The sequence below is a fragment of the Pseudomonas sp. FG43 genome, assembly GCF_057809175.1.
This window is the reverse complement of the sequence record NZ_JBMDJL010000021.1, coordinates 80,357-97,193: the sequence shown is the minus strand read 5'-3', so window position 1 is coordinate 97,193 and position 16,837 is coordinate 80,357. Positions and strand designations below refer to the sequence as shown.

17 protein-coding genes are annotated in these 16,837 nt (G+C 56.8%); 9 read left to right on the top strand and 8 right to left on the bottom strand.

Annotated elements, in window-relative coordinates; translation table 11 throughout:
* Window positions 1–112 precede the first annotated feature (112 nt).
* From ACODS3_RS21640 to ACODS3_RS21625, 4 genes are all read left to right on the top strand, one after another.
* The gene (locus ACODS3_RS21640) at window positions 113–1,090 is read left to right on the top strand and encodes an NADPH:quinone oxidoreductase family protein (RefSeq protein WP_201019414.1); all 978 of its coding nucleotides are present in this window, start codon (window positions 113–115) and stop codon (window positions 1,088–1,090) included.
* A 285-nt stretch (window positions 1,091–1,375) separates the two neighbouring features.
* Window positions 1,376–3,310 carry an S-type pyocin domain-containing protein gene (locus tag ACODS3_RS21635; RefSeq protein ID WP_201019415.1) on the top strand — a complete coding sequence of 645 codons (1,935 nt, stop codon included), beginning with the start codon at window positions 1,376–1,378 and terminating at the stop codon, window positions 3,308–3,310.
* Window positions 3,307–3,597, top strand: a complete 291-nt coding sequence (locus ACODS3_RS21630; protein ID WP_201019416.1) for a bacteriocin immunity protein — start codon at window positions 3,307–3,309, stop codon at window positions 3,595–3,597. Before ACODS3_RS21635 ends, ACODS3_RS21630 begins: the two co-directional genes overlap by 4 nt.
* Window positions 3,578–4,426 carry a hypothetical protein gene (locus tag ACODS3_RS21625; RefSeq protein ID WP_201019417.1) on the top strand — a complete coding sequence of 283 codons (849 nt, stop codon included), beginning with the start codon at window positions 3,578–3,580 and terminating at the stop codon, window positions 4,424–4,426. The genes ACODS3_RS21630 and ACODS3_RS21625 overlap by 20 nt, the downstream gene beginning before the upstream one ends.
* 89 nt (window positions 4,427–4,515) lie before the next feature.
* On the opposite strand, the gene ACODS3_RS21620 is transcribed toward ACODS3_RS21625, so the two are convergent.
* On the bottom strand, window positions 4,516–5,163 hold the full coding sequence (locus ACODS3_RS21620) for an energy transducer TonB (RefSeq protein WP_201001158.1): 648 nt from the start codon (window positions 5,161–5,163) through the stop codon (window positions 4,516–4,518).
* Window positions 5,164–5,847 (bottom strand): energy transducer TonB, encoded by a 684-nt coding sequence (locus tag ACODS3_RS21615; protein WP_201019418.1) that lies wholly within the window; start codon window positions 5,845–5,847, stop codon window positions 5,164–5,166.
* A 272-nt stretch (window positions 5,848–6,119) separates the two neighbouring features.
* Between ACODS3_RS21615 and glpT the strand changes: the two genes are divergently transcribed.
* Window positions 6,120–7,463, top strand: a complete 1,344-nt coding sequence (gene glpT, locus ACODS3_RS21610; RefSeq protein ID WP_201001154.1) for a glycerol-3-phosphate transporter — start codon at window positions 6,120–6,122, stop codon at window positions 7,461–7,463.
* 1 nt (window position 7,464) lies between these two features.
* On the opposite strand, the gene ACODS3_RS21605 is transcribed toward glpT, so the two are convergent.
* From ACODS3_RS21605 to ACODS3_RS21580, 6 genes are all read right to left on the bottom strand, one after another.
* Window positions 7,465–8,139, bottom strand: coding sequence for a gamma-glutamylcyclotransferase (locus ACODS3_RS21605; protein WP_201019419.1), 675 nt, complete (start codon window positions 8,137–8,139; stop codon window positions 7,465–7,467).
* A 205-nt stretch (window positions 8,140–8,344) separates the two neighbouring features.
* The gene (locus tag ACODS3_RS21600) at window positions 8,345–9,313 is read right to left on the bottom strand and encodes a CDP-6-deoxy-delta-3,4-glucoseen reductase (RefSeq protein WP_489036188.1); all 969 of its coding nucleotides are present in this window, start codon (window positions 9,311–9,313) and stop codon (window positions 8,345–8,347) included.
* Window positions 9,313–10,779 (bottom strand): 4-hydroxy-3-polyprenylbenzoate decarboxylase, encoded by a 1,467-nt coding sequence (gene ubiD, locus ACODS3_RS21595; RefSeq protein WP_489036186.1) that lies wholly within the window; start codon window positions 10,777–10,779, stop codon window positions 9,313–9,315. Before ubiD ends, ACODS3_RS21600 begins: the two co-directional genes overlap by 1 nt.
* A gap of 268 nt (window positions 10,780–11,047) precedes the next feature.
* Entirely contained in the window at window positions 11,048–12,307 is a 1,260-nt protein-coding gene (rho, locus tag ACODS3_RS21590; RefSeq protein ID WP_025257997.1) for a transcription termination factor Rho, read from the bottom strand.
* A gap of 226 nt (window positions 12,308–12,533) precedes the next feature.
* Entirely contained in the window at window positions 12,534–12,863 is a 330-nt protein-coding gene (gene trxA / locus ACODS3_RS21585) for a thioredoxin TrxA (RefSeq protein WP_201001146.1), read from the bottom strand.
* A 122-nt stretch (window positions 12,864–12,985) separates the two neighbouring features.
* Complete coding sequence (locus tag ACODS3_RS21580) at window positions 12,986–13,690, bottom strand: FadR/GntR family transcriptional regulator (RefSeq protein ID WP_489036183.1); 705 nt, start codon at window positions 13,688–13,690, stop codon at window positions 12,986–12,988.
* A 251-nt stretch (window positions 13,691–13,941) separates the two neighbouring features.
* On the opposite strand from ACODS3_RS21580, the gene ACODS3_RS21575 reads away from it, so the two are divergent.
* Genes ACODS3_RS21575 through ACODS3_RS21560 form a run of 4 tightly spaced genes read left to right on the top strand, consistent with a single transcriptional unit; the run spans window position 13,942 to window position 16,790 of the window.
* Complete coding sequence (locus ACODS3_RS21575; RefSeq protein WP_201001142.1) at window positions 13,942–14,727, top strand: transporter substrate-binding domain-containing protein; 786 nt, start codon at window positions 13,942–13,944, stop codon at window positions 14,725–14,727.
* 29 nt (window positions 14,728–14,756) lie between these two features.
* Window positions 14,757–15,422: an amino acid ABC transporter permease gene (locus ACODS3_RS21570; protein ID WP_201001141.1), complete on the top strand. Its 666-nt coding sequence runs from the start codon at window positions 14,757–14,759 to the stop codon at window positions 15,420–15,422.
* Complete coding sequence (locus ACODS3_RS21565) at window positions 15,419–16,069, top strand: amino acid ABC transporter permease (protein WP_201019528.1); 651 nt, start codon at window positions 15,419–15,421, stop codon at window positions 16,067–16,069. Before ACODS3_RS21570 ends, ACODS3_RS21565 begins: the two co-directional genes overlap by 4 nt.
* Window positions 16,056–16,790 carry an amino acid ABC transporter ATP-binding protein gene (locus tag ACODS3_RS21560; protein WP_201001140.1) on the top strand — a complete coding sequence of 245 codons (735 nt, stop codon included), beginning with the start codon at window positions 16,056–16,058 and terminating at the stop codon, window positions 16,788–16,790. The genes ACODS3_RS21565 and ACODS3_RS21560 overlap by 14 nt, the downstream gene beginning before the upstream one ends.
* Window positions 16,791–16,837 lie beyond the last annotated feature (47 nt).

Sequence of the window (16,837 nt, the reverse complement as noted above, 5' to 3'; positions counted from 1 at the left end):
GGTTGCCGCGTAGGTTACAGCTTATACACGCTTATAAGGCCGGGCCATGCTCATTGACCCGAAAACCTGCATATCCGACCTTATCGGCCATTACTGGAAAAGGAATAGTCCGATGAAAGCACTGCTTTGCAAAGCCTTCGGTCCTGCCGACACCCTGGTACTGGAAAACGTCGCCAGCCCCGTCATCAAAAAGAACGAAATCCTGCTCGATGTAAAGGCTGCCGGGGTCAACTTTCCAGACACGCTGATCATCGAAGGCAAATACCAGTTCAAGCCGCCCTTCCCTTTTTCACCTGGCGGCGAAGCAGCGGGAATCATCTCGCAGGTCGGTGAAAAGATAACCCACCTCAAACCCGGCGACCGGGTCATGGCGCTGACCGGCTGGGGCAGCTTCGCCGAACAGGTTGCCGTGCCGGGCTACAACGTACTGCCGATCCCGCAAGCCATGGACTTCAACACCGCCGCCGCATTCAGCATGACCTACGGCACCTCCATGCACGCCCTCAAACAACGCGCCAACCTGCAACCCGGCGAAACCCTGCTGGTGCTCGGAGCCTCCGGCGGCGTGGGCCTGGCCGCCGTGGAAATCGGCAAAGCCCTGGGTGCCCGCGTCATCGCTGCCGCCAGCACTGCCGAAAAACTCGAAGTGGCCAGAAACGCCGGTGCCGACGAACTCATCAACTACAGCGAAACCAGCCTCAAGGACGAAGTAAAACGCCTGACCGCAGGCAACGGCGTCGATGTCATCTACGACCCGGTCGGCGGCGACCTCTTCGATCAGGCCGTACGCGCCATCGCCTGGAACGGCCGCCTGCTGGTCGTCGGCTTCGCCAGCGGCCGCATCCCCGAACTGCCCGTAAACCTCGCGCTATTAAAGGGTGCATCAGTAGTCGGCGTGTTCTGGGGCTCCTTCGCGCAAAGACAACCTCAAGACAATGCCGCGAACTTCAAGCAATTGTTTGATTGGTATACAGAAGGAAAGTTGAAACCGCTGGTATCGCAGGTTTACCCGCTGGAAAGAGGTGCAGAGGCGATTGACGTGCTGGGGAAAAGAAGTGCGGTGGGGAAAGTGGTGGTGGCGGTTGGTTGAAATGAAATTAAAACCTGGGTCGCCGCAAGGGCGGCTCAGCGTGTGACTTTTAAAGTCAGAAAGTCTCTGCGGCCTTAACAGGCAAGCTAGTACACGCATTAAAACAACTAAAATCCTCAACACAAAAATAAATATTTACCGCAAAACTCTATCACTCAGAGAGTCTGACAGACGCTTCTGACACACCAAATTAATAACAATAAATCATTTTCACACAACAACTATTTACCTCATTACCTGATAACTACTGAGTAACTTCTCACCATACAGCAAAGGAGAAACTGTATGAGTGACCAAGAAGGAAAGAATATTTGGGTAACTTCGGGGAAGGATGCCGATAAGCACAATCGCCCTTTTGACCCCACCGGCAACCCCTATGGCAGAGGCGGTGGGCATAGTAGTGGTAGCGGCTGGAGCACTGGCTTCGGGCCGGGCAGCGGGAGCATCGGCGGCATTGGGGGCGGTTTCGGTGGCAATAGTCGTAAAAGAGCCAGAAAGCGCGCAAAGGCCATTGCGCAACACAGAGCCAACCTACAGGCCCAGGCTCAACAGCAGGCGGCAGCCCAAGCCCAAGCTGAACAGCAGGCACGTGCTCAGGCTCACGCGCAAGCACAAGCCGCAGAACAAGCACGCGCTCAAGCGGCAGCCGCTCAGGCGTATCGACAAACAATCAGCGACTTCATCCAGACTCAACAAACAGTCAGGTCTGATCTTGATCAACGCTACAACCAGACCGCACCGGGGCTGCCCACCGCGCTACTAGGTGAGATTCAATCTGACCTTGAACCACTGGCGGATAACCCGACCCACCAACCGTTAGCGGACCTGATCCTTCAGGAAAAATCCCGGATCAACTACCTGCTGGCCCGCAAACAGGCGGAGCTGGAGCAACGCAACCTCAAAACGCTGGCGCATGGCGAGGCGCTGTCAGCCACCACACCTGAGCAGTATCGCCACTACCTGGAATCCCGCAGCCAAGGCGATCAGCAGCGTGCTCAACAGGCCCATCAGGCCTGGACGGATGCCGTGAGCAATGCGCATGAAGCCAGGTTGCTCGCTGAGTCGGTGGCTTTTCTGGAGCAGCGCTCTACGGAGTTGTCCGAGCGTCACGCCCGGATGTCGCAAGCCCGTCAGAACAATGCTCCATCGCCACGGGCTGGTGCCGAGCGTTTGTGGTCGGCAATCGCCGCATCGAACACGTCCGGCAGTTTGCCCACCCCTGCCGAAGGGCTGGAAAAGGCCGGACAGATCGCTAAAGAGATATTCATCAAAACGGCAATCAGTCGGTTGAAGTTGAGCCCTGGCGTTGCCTTGGCGCTGTACTCGCCCACGTTAGGCAACGCCGAACTCACACCCACCGTAGTTGCAAGCCCGGCCTCACAACTCAATCTGCCGTCACAGGTGGATATGGAATACGTTGCCAGCGTCAACGGCAGCATTGATGTTCCACACCGATTGGTCATGGAGGACGACGGCCAACAATCGGTTGCCAAGTGGGTGGTGGCAGACGGCGTAAAAATCGGCACTAAAGTTCGTGTCCGAAATTTCACATACAACGCTCAGAACAATACCTACGAATTTATTCGTGACGGCGATACCCAGCCAGCACTGGTCTGGACTCCAATTGAACAACCGGCAGATAGCTCCACCCGTTTTCCAGGCCAGAAACCGGCCTTGCCGGTTGACCCGGGAGTGGATGTATCGCCACAAGGCACCCGCGTTGACGAACTGCCTAGCTTCGTCAATGACGACCCTGACGATTACATCCTGGTATTCCCGCCAGGCTCCGGCCTGCCGGACACCTACCTGCTTTTCAAGGACCCGCGGACTATTCCGGGAGTCGCAACAGGATACGGAAAACCGGTAACAGGCATCTGGCTAGGCGAAAACACGCGTGCGCAAGGGGCTCCCATTCCTTCGCATATTGCGGATCAGTTGAGGGGTAGACAGTTCAGTAGTTTTGGCAGATTACGAGCAGAAATCTGGAAGGCGATAGCCAGTGACCCAGAGCTTCAGGAACAATTTACACCATACAACCTTGCGCTGATGAAGTCCGGACGTGCTCCACGACCAAAGCTGGCTGATCAAGTGGGAGGACGGAAAGTTTTTGAGATCCATCATGTGCATGAAATAGCGAACGGCGGGGGTGTTTACGACATTGATAACTTGAGAGTACTTCCTCCCAGACAGCACATCGAACATCACAGGAAATTGCAATGAACCTCAAAAGAAAACTGGAAAATTACACAGAGCAAGAGTTTCTAGACCTTATCAACGAGTTCACCAACCCTAGAAACCTGCCCGGAGAAGAATTTGAAAGACACACGGATCTCTTATTGGACCACTTTATAGAAATAACGGAGCACCCTGACGGCTCAGATTTGATTTATTACGCAGAAGTTCCCACCAATCAGGGCATTCTGGAAACAGTAAAAAGATGGCGTGCTCAGAATGGAAAACCGGGATTCAAATCACCCGACAACCACCATGATCAACCACATCATTAATACAACCTTTTTAACAAGAGAGAACTTCATGGAAGAGTTTCAACACCAACTTCATAAACTGCCTGACTTTCTGCAAAAAGAGCTGGCTGGTCAAGTCGGCAACACAACCGGCATGGCACCCTCTCAGGTGGTTGCGCGTTATCGCGTGAGTGCCGAACATCTTGCGGCGAGCAAACTTGCAGTGATTGCCCCCCAAGACCTCAGTGATGCCAAGCTGTACTTGGGCCATATGCCGCACACCAAGGAGTCTATAGAGAGTCAAGTTGCGCACCAGAACGCAGGAATGACGTGGATAGGGTTCACAATGAACATCTACAACGCTCACATCGCACTGGAATCCAATCGTTTTCTGGCCGAGTTCGCACAGCGCATTGCGCCAGTTGCAGGCCGCTTGGTCGAGCAAGAGCAACTGCAAGCTCAACACCTGGCAGCCGAGGCCGCTCGCCTCCAGGCACAGCGCGTTGCTGAAGAAGCAGCTCGGATAAAGGCTGAAGAAGAGGCTCGTGAGCTGGCCAAGCGTCAGATCGAAGAAGCAAAGCAGGCTGCGCTGGCACTTGCACGCAGCCAGGTCGAGGAGGCTGCACGAACGCTGGCCGCACGTCAGGCGCAAAGTGAAACGGCCGAGAACCCACCGCAGGTTGCCACTCAATCAGTCGCGTGGGTTCCAGGACCAGAAGCCAGTCAGCAGATCAAGTTGGCGCTGAGCAGCCTTGGAGCAAGTATTGAGGTTGCAATCATGGCGTTTCATGAGGCGATGCAGCCACATGCGGACTTGTCCGACGATGTCCACTTCGATGAAATTCTCAGGATGAGCCAAGCCGCCGCTTGACGCCCACCCAGAACAGGCTTCGCGAATTTATTCGCTCCTACGCAGACCGTAGGAGCGAATTTATTCGCGAAAAATACAAACACCCCACGCTACAAACTCCGCCGGACATTCTCCGGCAGATAATCCACATACTTTCTGTCGGGATTTTTTCGACAGTTTTCCAGAATGCCCGGAGTCGCGTTAATAAACTCCATGACCAGCGCCTCCCGCGCATCGGCTGAAAGAAACTGCTGTATGACATGCCCACTTGAAAGGTAGTGCTCCGTTCGGGTCAAGATATCCGCCTTATAAGACGAACCCTTTTCCCGCCAGTTTTCATCTCTTTCTTTAATAAGCTGACGGCATGACACCTTCTTTAACTCGACATTGGCGGTAAGCGACGGTCCTTTATGCGGCCGCCCTAAATAGCTGTATGTGACCTTCACCACTTCGCCCTCAGGATTGGGGCCTGACGGCGTCCAGGGCTCGAAACGCCATTGCTCTATAGCCCGCTTGGTTGCAGCGACGAATCTTGGCTCGGTCGAATCAAGTACCTCAAGGAATCGAACCCCGCCATCGGCCTGAATAAAGATCCGTACGACAACATCGCCTTTTACACGTGAACCGCGCAGCTCTTCTGGATACTCGATATCCGGCATAAACAATGGCACCGGGTATGAGTCCGCAGCTTTTGCACAGCCCGCAAACAAAAAACCTGTAAACAACAACGCACCCAGCCCATGAGGTTTTCTCGACATTCACAGCGCTCCTTGCAAGACGCTGGGTACATAGTCGGTCTGTGTCAAACCACTCAACAGACTCTTGATGGAAACGGGAAGGTAGTCCCCATAGCTGTGCTCTGGATTAAGCCGGCAGCGTTTCACAATCTCTGGTATCGATTGCCCCAACTGCTCAAGCAAGACTTTTCGCTCATCTTCACTGCGTAAAAGAGCGGCATAGCTGCTGAACAGGAACTGACCGGTGTACCAGAACACGTCGACTTTATTCAAAGGCTCCTCCGGGAAGTCCCTTGTTTGCGTATCGACTTCGTTATTCACATAAGCACAGCGGATATTGCTCAGGCCGACATCAATTTCATCATTGAAGTGCCTGCTTCCGTGAGAGCCAAAAATGACAGGGACCATAATGCTGACTTGCGAAGGCGCGCCAATGGCTCCGATCCATGGGCGATAACGCCATTGGGCCAAGGTCCACACAGCGGCTTCAGTCAGTTCTGGATGCCCGCTTTCTATAGCCCGAACGTCCTGCACATTGCCGCTGGAAGTCACCACCAGCTGGACTCGCACCTTTCCGGTGTATCGGCTCCTGATCAAGGCTGGCGGGTACTCGGGCCTGGGCGTAAACAACGGGACCAGCAAGGCATCGGCAGACTGCACCGACAGCGGCAGCAAAAGAACCAAAACAAACACGAAAAGCTTCATCCATAACCTCTACAAACCGCGATATGAACGCCTGCATGGCGTAGCGATCGCGATAGTAGAAGCCTCCCTCAGGGCGCATAAGGACACGAAATCCCATTGCCGCGTAGGACCAATCCCAAACAAATCAGGCAGCGCAAACCAAAATCCGATGTTCACAAAAGAACACGAACAGCCTCACATTTCCTACTGAACTTTCAGAAAAAGCACTGCTTTTTTCTGTAACGAAAATGTAATATTCGCATTCGCAAAAAATAAAAACCCGGAGCGTCTGCATGTTTGCGTTTTTCCGTCCTGCCAAGCACCTGGCACCCATACCCGAAGAAAAGGTCGATAGCACTTACCGTCGTCTGCGCTGGCAGATCTTCGCCGGTATTTTCATCGGTTATGCCGGTTACTACCTGCTGCGCAAGAACTTCTCCCTGGCGATGCCTTACCTGATTGAGGAAGGCTACACACGCGGGCAACTGGGGGTGGCGATGTCGGCCATTGCGATTGCTTACGGCCTGTCGAAGTTCTTGATGGGACTGATTTCGGACCGGTCCAACCCACGCTATTTCCTGCCGTTCGGGTTGCTGGTGTCGGCCGGGGTGATGTTCATTTTCGGTTTCGCGCCCTGGGCGACGTCCAGTGTCACAATCATGTTTGTGCTGCTGTTCATAAACGGCTGGGCACAAGGCATGGGTTGGCCACCGAGCGGGCGGACGATGGTGCACTGGTGGTCGCAGAAAGAACGCGGCGGTGTGGTTTCGGTCTGGAACGTGGCGCATAACGTGGGTGGAGGCCTGATCGGCCCGCTGTTTCTGCTGGGCATGGGCTGGACCAACGACTGGCACGCGGCATTCTATGTGCCGGCAGCCGTAGCCTTGCTGGTAGCGGTATTCGCTTTCGCGACCATGCGCGACACGCCGCAGTCGGTCGGTCTTCCACCGATCGAGCACTACAAGAACGACTACCCGGAAGGCTACGATGCCAGCCATGAAGAAGAATTCAGCGCCAAGGAAATCTTCGTCAAGTACGTGCTGCGCAACAAACTGCTGTGGTACATCGCCCTGGCTAACGTGTTCGTCTATTTGCTGCGCTATGGCGTGCTGGACTGGGCTCCAACCTACCTGAAAGAAGCCAAACACTTCACGGTCGACAAGACTTCGTGGGCCTATTTTCTGTACGAGTGGGCGGGCATTCCGGGCACGCTGCTGTGCGGCTGGATGTCGGACAAGATCTTCAAGGGCAATCGTGGCCTGACCGGCATGGTGTTCATGTTCCTGGTGACCATCGCAACGCTGGTGTACTGGCTGAACCCCGAAGGCAACCCGACCGTCGACATGATCGCTCTGGTTTCCATCGGCTTCCTGATCTACGGTCCGGTGATGCTGATCGGTCTGCAAGCCCTGGAGCTGGCACCCAAGAAGGCTGCCGGTACTGCGGCAGGTTTCACGGGGCTGTTCGGTTATCTGGGCGGCTCGGTCGCAGCAAGTGCGGCGATGGGTTACACCGTTGACCACTTCGGCTGGGATGGCGGTTTCGTGCTGCTGATCGGTGCCTGCATCCTGGCGATGGCGTTCCTTGCGCCCACACTACGTCACAAGCAGGTTGCCAGCACGTCCCGGGAAGCTTGAGTCAAAGTGCAACCGGGTTAGACCGGCAACGCTTCAGCCGCGCCTCCAGATTCAGGTCTGGCATGGCGTGGCTACGCAGGGCGTTGGCGGTCTGCTCCACGTAATCGCGGGTGGTGCCATACCGTCCGCTCGCACTGGCCAGCACCTGGCTCAGCACACTGTCCGGCAGGTTGCCCGCGTAACTGGGCAGATGCCGCTCCAGCACAAATCCCAAAGCCTGTACCTGGGTGCCATCTTCAAGACGGCAGCTCAGCCAGTGCGGTCGATAAGAGGGATAAGGCATCTCGCGCTTCCAGAGCGCAAACAGGGACTCTTCAAGGCATTCATCCGGCAAGCGATAGGCGAACCCCGTGCAGGAGCCGCCACGATCCAGACCAAATACCAGGCCGGGCACTTCGGGTGTGCCCCGATGCTCGTGGGACCACAGATACAAACCGCGATGGTAGCCGTGAACGCGCGCGCGCTGACGCTCGACGGCCTTGCATTCAGGACGCCAGATCAGCGAGCCATAGGCGAACAGCCAGACAGGGCCGCCCTTGTGGCGCCGCATGGTGGCATTCATAGATGCAAGCAATTGCTCACGGGTCAGTTGCGGGCCAAGATCGATTACTGGCGGATATTTCAGACCAAGGCCGTCATGCACGGCCGCCGCCAATTCATTGATTGGATTGTCCATTTGCCTCCCTGACAGCCTGGCTGTCAGTCATAACCGAGCCCTGAGGACCCGCTCATGGATAAGCGGCGCCAAGGTATCGTGGTGCGGGTCTTGCTGCAGGCCGGGGCCTGTGTTGCGAAAAAGCATACGATGATGTTTTTCATCGCCATAAGCTATAAGCGAATGAAAAAAATTGCAATCCGGTTACAAGGCCGTCAGTCAGAAGCTATGCACGAGGCGCGTAGGCAAAAACGTCAGCACGCATCTGATGAGCGTCCATTCCGGCACCTACCAAGGCATCGAGGGTCGCGTAGATCATGGCGGGCGAGCCGCTGCCATAGACATGGATCGAGGACAGATCGCTGATGTCATCGCGGACCGCTTCATGCAACATCCCACAGCGCCCTTCCCAACCACAAAGGTCGCTGACGACCTTGTGCAGGAACAGGTTGGGCAGCGTTGCCCACTCGTCCCAATGCTGGATTTCGTAAAAATCCTCAGGACGTCGCACACCCCAGTACAAATGCACCGGATGGCTGAAACCCTTGGCGCGGCAATGCTCGATCAGGCTGCTCATCTGAGCCATGCCCGTACCTGCGGCAATCAATACCAGCGGGCCATCGGGAAGGTCGGCAAGATGGGTATCGCCAAAAGGCAGCTCTACCCGTGCCATTGCGTTGCGCTGAAGCTGTTCGATCAGTGCGCGGGCGCTGGCCTCGCGGACCAGCACGTGCAATTCCAGATCCCGCCCGCGGTGCGGCGCAGAAGCGAGCGAGAAAGCCGACTTTTCGCCGTTCTCGCGCTCGATCATCAGGTATTGCCCGGCGTGATAGCGCGGCAGCTTGCCAGCAGGTGCCCGCAGGCCAACCCGCCAGACATCGCCACCCACTTCCACGCATTCGCTGAGCTGGCAGGCGAATTTGCGAACCGGCAGTTCGCCAAGCGGCAAGACCGCATCCCACAGGACTTCGCAGGTTTCCAGGGGCTCGGCCAGGCAGGTGTAGATCTCGCCATGGGTCAGCTCATCACTGGCCTGCTTCACGCGGCCATGCACCAACAGCGCCGAGCAGACATGGCAATTGCCATTGCGGCAGCTCTGCGGGCACTCATAGCCCAGACGCTGTGCCGCATCGAGAATCCGCTCGCCCGGCAGAGTTTCCAGCACTGCGCCCGACGGCTGCAACGTTACACGCATCAATCTATTCCCAGTTGATTCCAGATTTCATCGACCCGACGTGTAGTCGCCTCGTCCTTGACAATAGCCCGGCCCCACTCGCGTGTGGTTTCGCCCTGCCATTTATGCGTAGCGTCCAGCCCCATCTTGGAACCCAGCCCGGAGACCGGTGAAGCAAAGTCCAGATAATCGATAGGCGTGTTTTCAATCATGACCGTATCGCGCTTGGGGTCCATGCGCGTGGTGATGGCCCAGATCACGTCGTTCCAGTCACGAGCGTTGATGTCGTCGTCGGTGACGATCACAAACTTGGTGTACATGAACTGCCGCAGGAATGACCAGACACCCAGCATCACCCGTTTGGCATGGCCAGGGTACTGTTTCTTCATGGTCACGACGGCCATGCGATAGGAACAGCCTTCGGGCGGCAGATAGAAGTCAGTGATCTCCGGAAACTGCTTTTGCAGAATCGGCACGAACACTTCGTTCAGGGCAACACCCAGAATCGCAGGCTCATCCGGCGGACGACCGGTGTAAGTGCTGTGATAGATCGGCTTGATCCGGTGCGTAATGCGCTCGACGGTGAACACCGGGAAGCTGTCCACTTCGTTGTAATAACCGGTGTGGTCGCCATAAGGACCTTCATCGGCCATTTCACCGGGATGGATCACGCCCTCAAGCACGATTTCCGCGCTGGACGGCACTTGCAGGTTGTTGCCACGGCATTTGATCAGCTCGGTGCGAGTGCCACGCAGCAGACCTGCAAAGGCATACTCGGACAGGCTGTCAGGCACAGGCGTTACGGCACCCAGAATGGTCGCCGGGTCGGCGCCCAGGGCAACGGCCACCGGGAACGGCTCTCCGGGATGCTTGATGCACCACTCCTTGAAGTCCAGCGCGCCGCCACGATGGCTGAGCCAGCGCATGATGACCTTGTTACGCCCGATCACCTGCTGGCGATAGATGCCCAGGTTCTGGCGCTCCTTGTTCGGCCCACGAGTGACCGTCAGGCCCCAGGTGATCAGCGGAGCGACATCGCCAGGCCAGCAGGTCTGGACGGGCAGCATGTTCAGGTCGACGTCATCGCCTTCGATGACGATCTCCTGGCACGGCGCATCCTTGACCACCTTGGGGGCCATGGAGATGACTTTCTTGAAGATGGGCAGCTTTGACCAGGCATCCTTCAGGCCTTTGGGCGGCTCCGGCTCCTTGAGGAAGGCCAGCAACTTGCCGATTTCCCGCAATTCCTCGACGGATTCGGCCCCCATGCCCATCGCGACACGCTCAGGCGTACCGAACAGGTTGCCCAGCACCGGAATGTCGAAGCCGACCGGCTTTTCAAACAACAGGGCCGGGCCTTTGGCACGCAGCGTTCGGTCGCAGATCTCAGTCATTTCCAGCACAGGGGAAATGGGCATCTGAATGCGTTTCAACTCTCCGCGCTGCTCAAGCTGCTGCACGAAATCCCTTAGGTCCTTGAATTTCATTAACCCGGCCACTTATTCAAATAGGTGCACATCGTACCTGCTCTGCAGAATCGTGGCAGCCATGAGCAGGCATGGGAGTGAATTTATTCTGGGACAAAGACATGAATGTCATTCGTTGGAGGCAGCTTGCTGGCGAAAAGCGTTGCGACATTCAGAAGAAACACCGCTGTCTGAAGCATTGCCGTCGCGGCCAAGGCCCCTCCCACGGGAATTCTTACGCAAAAAAAATGGCGCCCCGAGGGACGCCACTTCTTGTTCAGGCTGCCGGTTACTTGCGTTTCATCGACAGGAAGAACTCATCGTTGGTCTTGGTCTGCTTGAGCTTGTCGACCAGGAACTCGATGGCAGCAACTTCATCCATAGGATGCAGCAGTTTGCGCAGGATCCACATGCGTTGCAGTTCGTCGTCAGCAGTCAACAGCTCTTCACGGCGGGTGCCGGAGCGGTTGATGTTGATGGCCGGGAACACACGCTTCTCTGCGATCTTGCGATCCAGAGGCAGCTCCATGTTGCCCGTACCCTTGAACTCTTCGTAGATCACTTCGTCCATCTTCGAGCCGGTTTCAACCAGCGCGGTGGCGATGATGGTCAGCGAGCCGCCTTCTTCGATGTTACGCGCAGCACCGAAGAAACGCTTTGGCTTCTCCAGGGCGTGAGCATCGACACCACCGGTCAGTACCTTGCCGGAGCTTGGAATCACGGTGTTGTAGGCGCGGGCCAGACGAGTGATGGAGTCGAGCAGGATCACGACGTCCTTCTTGTGCTCGACCAGACGCTTGGCCTTCTCGATCACCATTTCAGCAACCTGCACGTGGCGGGTTGGTGGCTCGTCGAACGTGGAAGCAACCACTTCGCCGCGTACGGTACGCTGCATTTCGGTCACTTCTTCCGGACGCTCGTCGATCAGCAGAACGATCAGATGAACTTCCGGGTTGTTGCGAGTGATGTTCGACGCGATGTTCTGCAACATGATGGTCTTGCCCGCTTTCGGCGGCGCAACGATCAGACCACGCTGGCCTTTACCGATTGGAGCACACAGATCGATCACGCGACCGGTCAGGTCTTCGGTGGAACCGTTACCGGCTTCCATCTTCATGCGTACGTTCGGGAACAGCGGCGTCAGGTTCTCGAACAGAATCTTGTTCTTGGCGTTTTCCGGACGATCGAAGTTGATCGTGTCGACCTTGAGCAGGGCGAAATAACGCTCGCCTTCTTTCGGCGGGCGGATCTTGCCAACGATGGTGTCGCCGGTACGCAGGTTGAAACGACGGATCTGGCTAGGCGAGACATAGATATCGTCCGGGCCTGCGAGATAGGAAGCATCCGCGGAGCGTAGGAAGCCGAAGCCGTCCTGGAGGATCTCCAGCACGCCATCACCAGAAATTTCCTCGCCGCTTTTGGCGTGCTTTTTCAGCAGGGAGAAAATCACATCCTGCTTGCGCGAACGGGCCATATTTTCTATGCCCATCTGTTCGGCCATTTCGAGCAGATCGGTAATCGGCTTTTGCTTGAGTTCAGTCAGGTTCATATGGGAATGACGTAATCATGTATGGAGGGAAATTAAGCTTTTGGCTTAATGAGGCCGCGCCGCAGAGAAGGCGACAGGATCGCGTACTAAATCGAAAGGAGAGCGTCGGCGACGGCTTGCAGGGGGCAATGGAGAATCCATTGCGGGGCCGAATGTACCACTTGATTTTCCAGGCGTCTAGTACGACGCCAGAAAAAACCCCGCTATTCGCGGGGCTTTAGATACATCAAAGATGGGCGTCGAGGAAAGCAGCCAGTTGCGACTTCGACAAGGCGCCTACCTTGGTGGCTTCGACGTTACCGTCCTTGAACAGCATCAGGGTCGGGATACCACGCACGCCATGCTTGCCCGGGGTATCCGGATTCGAATCGATGTTCAGTTTGGCGATGGTCAGACGGCCTTCGTAGGTGCTGGCGATTTCGTCCAGAACCGGGGCAATCATCTTGCACGGGCCACACCACTCAGCCCAGTAGTCAACAAGCACAGGGCCCGCAGCCTTGAGGACATCGGCTTCGAAGCTGGCGTCGGTGACGTGTTTGATCAGGTCGCTACTCATGGAGTTCTCCGAGGTCGTAGGCTAAAAACGACGCTCATCATAGCGGGCCTGATGCCATTCAGGAAGCCGAGGATCATTGAGTCTGGCTATCGGAACCCATGAATATGGTTATAGCCCCGCATTTAGCTGGCGGGTGAAACGAAGACGATACCCGTGCGCAATGCAGCACCACGGATATGTTCCTGCATGGCTTTTTGCGCCGGACCGGAAGCATGCCGGGAAAGGGCCCGCAAAATCTTGCGATGTTCCTGCCAGGTTTCCATGACTCTTCCTGCACGAATGAAAGGCATTTTCTGACTTTCGAGGAAGATATCGGCACCTGCGGTCACAATTCCCAACATGGCCTGATTGCCACTGGCGACCAGAATGTGGCGGTGGAACTCGAAGTCCAGCCTGGACGCCGCCTCGAAATCCCCGGCGCGCAACTCCAGGCGCATGGCTTCGACATTGTCTTCCAGTACGTCCCGCTCGTCGGCGGTCAGGGTGACAGCGGCCAGACCAGCGGCAAAGCCTTCCAGCGCATAACGCAGTTGAAACGTATCCGCTGGAGAAACCCGGGTATCGAAAGGCCAGGAAAAACCGGCCGTGCGCTGTTCTGGTTCAGAAATCGACTGAATGAAAACCCCTTTGCCCGGCTGCACACTGACAATTCCCAAGGCACTCAGCGATGACAAGGCCTCGCGCAACGAGGCTCGACTGACGCCCAGCAAAACCGCCAGATCCCGCTGCGAGGGCAGGCTGTCGCCAGGTTTGTAGCCTTGCTCGGCAATCAGTTTGCGGATTGCTCGAAGAGCCGATTCAGGTACTGCGAGTGAGTTTTGCGGCATCACTGTTCAGGCCAGTCAGTCCAGTAAAAACCCCTTTTATCGCCATCTTCATCATCCGGCAAGCGACGCCCAGCGCTGGGGCGGCGTGGCTTTCAGGCGCGCCAAAGCAGGGCACCCGACAAACCAACTGTTCAGACCAGTAAGACCAAATTCGGCCCGAAAAGCCCGAGTTATGGCACAAACAGAATGACTGGCATGAGCTGTGCACTACGGGACAAGCCAACATCTTTCGTTCCGTTCGGAGATTTCCCATGACCAAGCGTTACAGCGCACTGCTTACTGCCTTGTTTGCCAGCCTGATGCTGAGCCAGACCCCTGCCCATGCCAACGGTCTGGATGACGTAGTAGCGCGCGGCACCTTGAAAGTCGCTGTACCTCAGGACTTCCCTCCGTTTGGTTCGGTCGGCCCGGACATGAAACCACGCGGCCTGGATATCGACACCGCACAACTGCTGGCCGACAGACTGAAAGTCAAACTTGAGCTGACGCCGGTCAACAGCACCAACCGCATTCCCTTCCTGACCACTGGCAAGGTCGATCTGGTGATCTCCAGCCTCGGCAAGAACCCGGATCGCGAGAAGGTCATCGATTTCTCCCGCGCCTATGCACCTTTCTATCTGGCGGTGTTCGGCCCACCTGATGCCCCGATCAAAGACATCAATGACCTCAAGGGCAAGACCATCAGCGTGACCCGTGGCGCTATCGAAGATATCGAACTGACCGCTGTCGCTCCCGAAGGCGCAACCATCAAGCGATTCGAAGACAACAACTCGACCATCGCCGCCTACCTGGCTGGCCAGACTGACCTGATCGCCAGCGGCAACGTGGTGATGGTCGCCATCAGCGAGCGCAACCCGAAACGCATCCCGGCCCTGAAAGTGAAGCTCAAGGATTCGCCGGTCTATGTCGGCGTGAACAAGGGCCAGCCGGAGCTGCTGGGCAAGGTCAACGAAATCCTCAACGCTGCCAAGGCTGACGGTTCGCTGGAAAAAGCTTCCGTGACCTGGCTCAAGCAGCCGCTGCCAGCCGATCTTTGATCACTGCGTTCTGATCACAGGATCCGCCAATGGCTTATCAATTCGACTTTACACCGGTCCTGCAAAGCGCTGATCTCTTGCTGCGCGGGGCCTTGTTCACGCTGGAACTGACTGCCATTGGCACGTTGCTCGGGGTTAGCCTGGGCATCGTTGGCGCAGTCGTGAGGGCCTGGAAGATCCAGCCGTTCGCCACGATCTTCGGCATCTATGTCGAGCTGATCCGTAATACCCCGTTTCTGGTCCAGCTGTTTTTCATCTTCTTCGGCCTGCCATCGCTTGGCATGCAGATTTCGGAGTGGCAGGCAGCCATTCTGGCGATGGTCATCAACCTCGGTGCCTATTCGACGGAAATCATCCGTGCCGGCATTCAGGCGATCCCCAAGGGTCAACTGGAAGCCGCCGCGGCACTGGCCATGAACCGCTACGAAGCGTTTCGTTACGTGGTGCTCGCACCCGCGCTGAGCAAGGTCTGGCCGGCACTGAGCAGCCAGATCATCATCGTGATGCTCGGGTCGTCGGTCTGCTCGCAGATCGCCACCGAAGAGCTGAGTTTTTTCGCCAACTTCCTCCAGTCGCGTAACTTCCGTGCCTTCGAGACCTACATCGTTACCACGCTGGTTTACTTGTGCATGGCGTTGCTGATCCGGCAATTGCTGGCCTGGATCGGACGTCGCTACATATCGAGGAGCCGCTGATGGATTTCACCCTTTGGGACATCCTGCGCAACCTGCTGACCGGCCTGCAATGGACAGTGGCCCTCTCGCTGGTAGCCTTTATCGGCGGCGGCCTGATCGGCCTGCTGGTGATGGGCATGCGCATCTCGGACAAAACCGGGCCACGGGTCGCAGCCACTCTTTATATAGAACTGTTCCAGGGCACGCCGCTGCTGATGCAGTTGTTTCTGGTGTTCTTCGGCGTTGCGCTCATGGGCGTGGATATTTCCCCATGGGCCGCTGCAGCTCTGGCTTTGACGCTGTTCACCAGTGCCTACCTGGCCGAGATCTGGCGCGGCTGCGTCGAATCGATTTCAAAGGGCCAGTGGGAAGCTTCCGCCAGCCTGGCGATGACACCCCTTGAACAGATGCGTTATGTGATCCTGCCGCAGGCACTGCGCATCGCCGTGGCGCCGACGGTCGGTTTCTCGGTGCAAGTGGTCAAAGGCACTGCCGTGACCTCGATCATCGGCTTCACCGAACTGACCAAGACCGGCAGCATGCTGGCCAACGCTACGTTTGAACCCTTCATGGTCTACGGCTTCGTTGCCCTGGGCTACTTCATCCTTTGCTACCCCTTGTCGCTCTGTGCGCGCCATCTGGAAAGGAGACTGCATGCCTCTGCTTAGAATTTCCGCCCTGCATAAATACTACGGCGACCATCACGTACTCAAAGGCATCGACCTTTCTGTCGAAGAAGGCCAGGTCGTGGCGATCATCGGCCGTAGTGGCTCGGGCAAGAGCACGCTGCTGCGCACGCTCAACGGGCTGGAGTCGATCAACGATGGCGTGATCGAAGTCGATGGCGAATACCTGGACGCAGCCCGCGCAGACTTGCGCACGCTGCGACAGAAGGTCGGCATGGTGTTCCAGCAGTTCAACCTGTTTCCGCACCTGAGCGTTGGCGAAAACGTCATGCTCGCGCCTCAGGTCGTGCAAAAGGTGCCCAAGGCCGAAGCCGCAAAGCTGGCCAGACAAATGCTGGAACGGGTCGGGCTGGGCGAGAAGTTCGATGCCTTCCCGGATCGTCTTTCCGGCGGTCAGCAGCAACGTGTAGCCATCGCACGGGCACTGGCGATGTCGCCCAAGGTGCTGCTGTGCGATGAGATCACCTCGGCTCTGGACCCGGAACTGGTCAACGAAGTCCTCAGCGTCGTGCGCCAGCTGGCTGCCGACGGCATGACCCTGATCATGGTGACCCACGAAATGCGCTTCGCCCGTGAAGTGGGTGACAAGCTGGTCTTTATGCACCAGGGCAAGGTGCATGAGGTGGGCGACCCGAAAGAACTGTTCGCCAACCCGAAGACCCCGGAACTGGCAAATTTCATCGGCTCGGTGGAGCACGCCTGATCCAGCCATTATGAAAGGGCTTTGCAGGAGCGGATTTATCCTGGCAG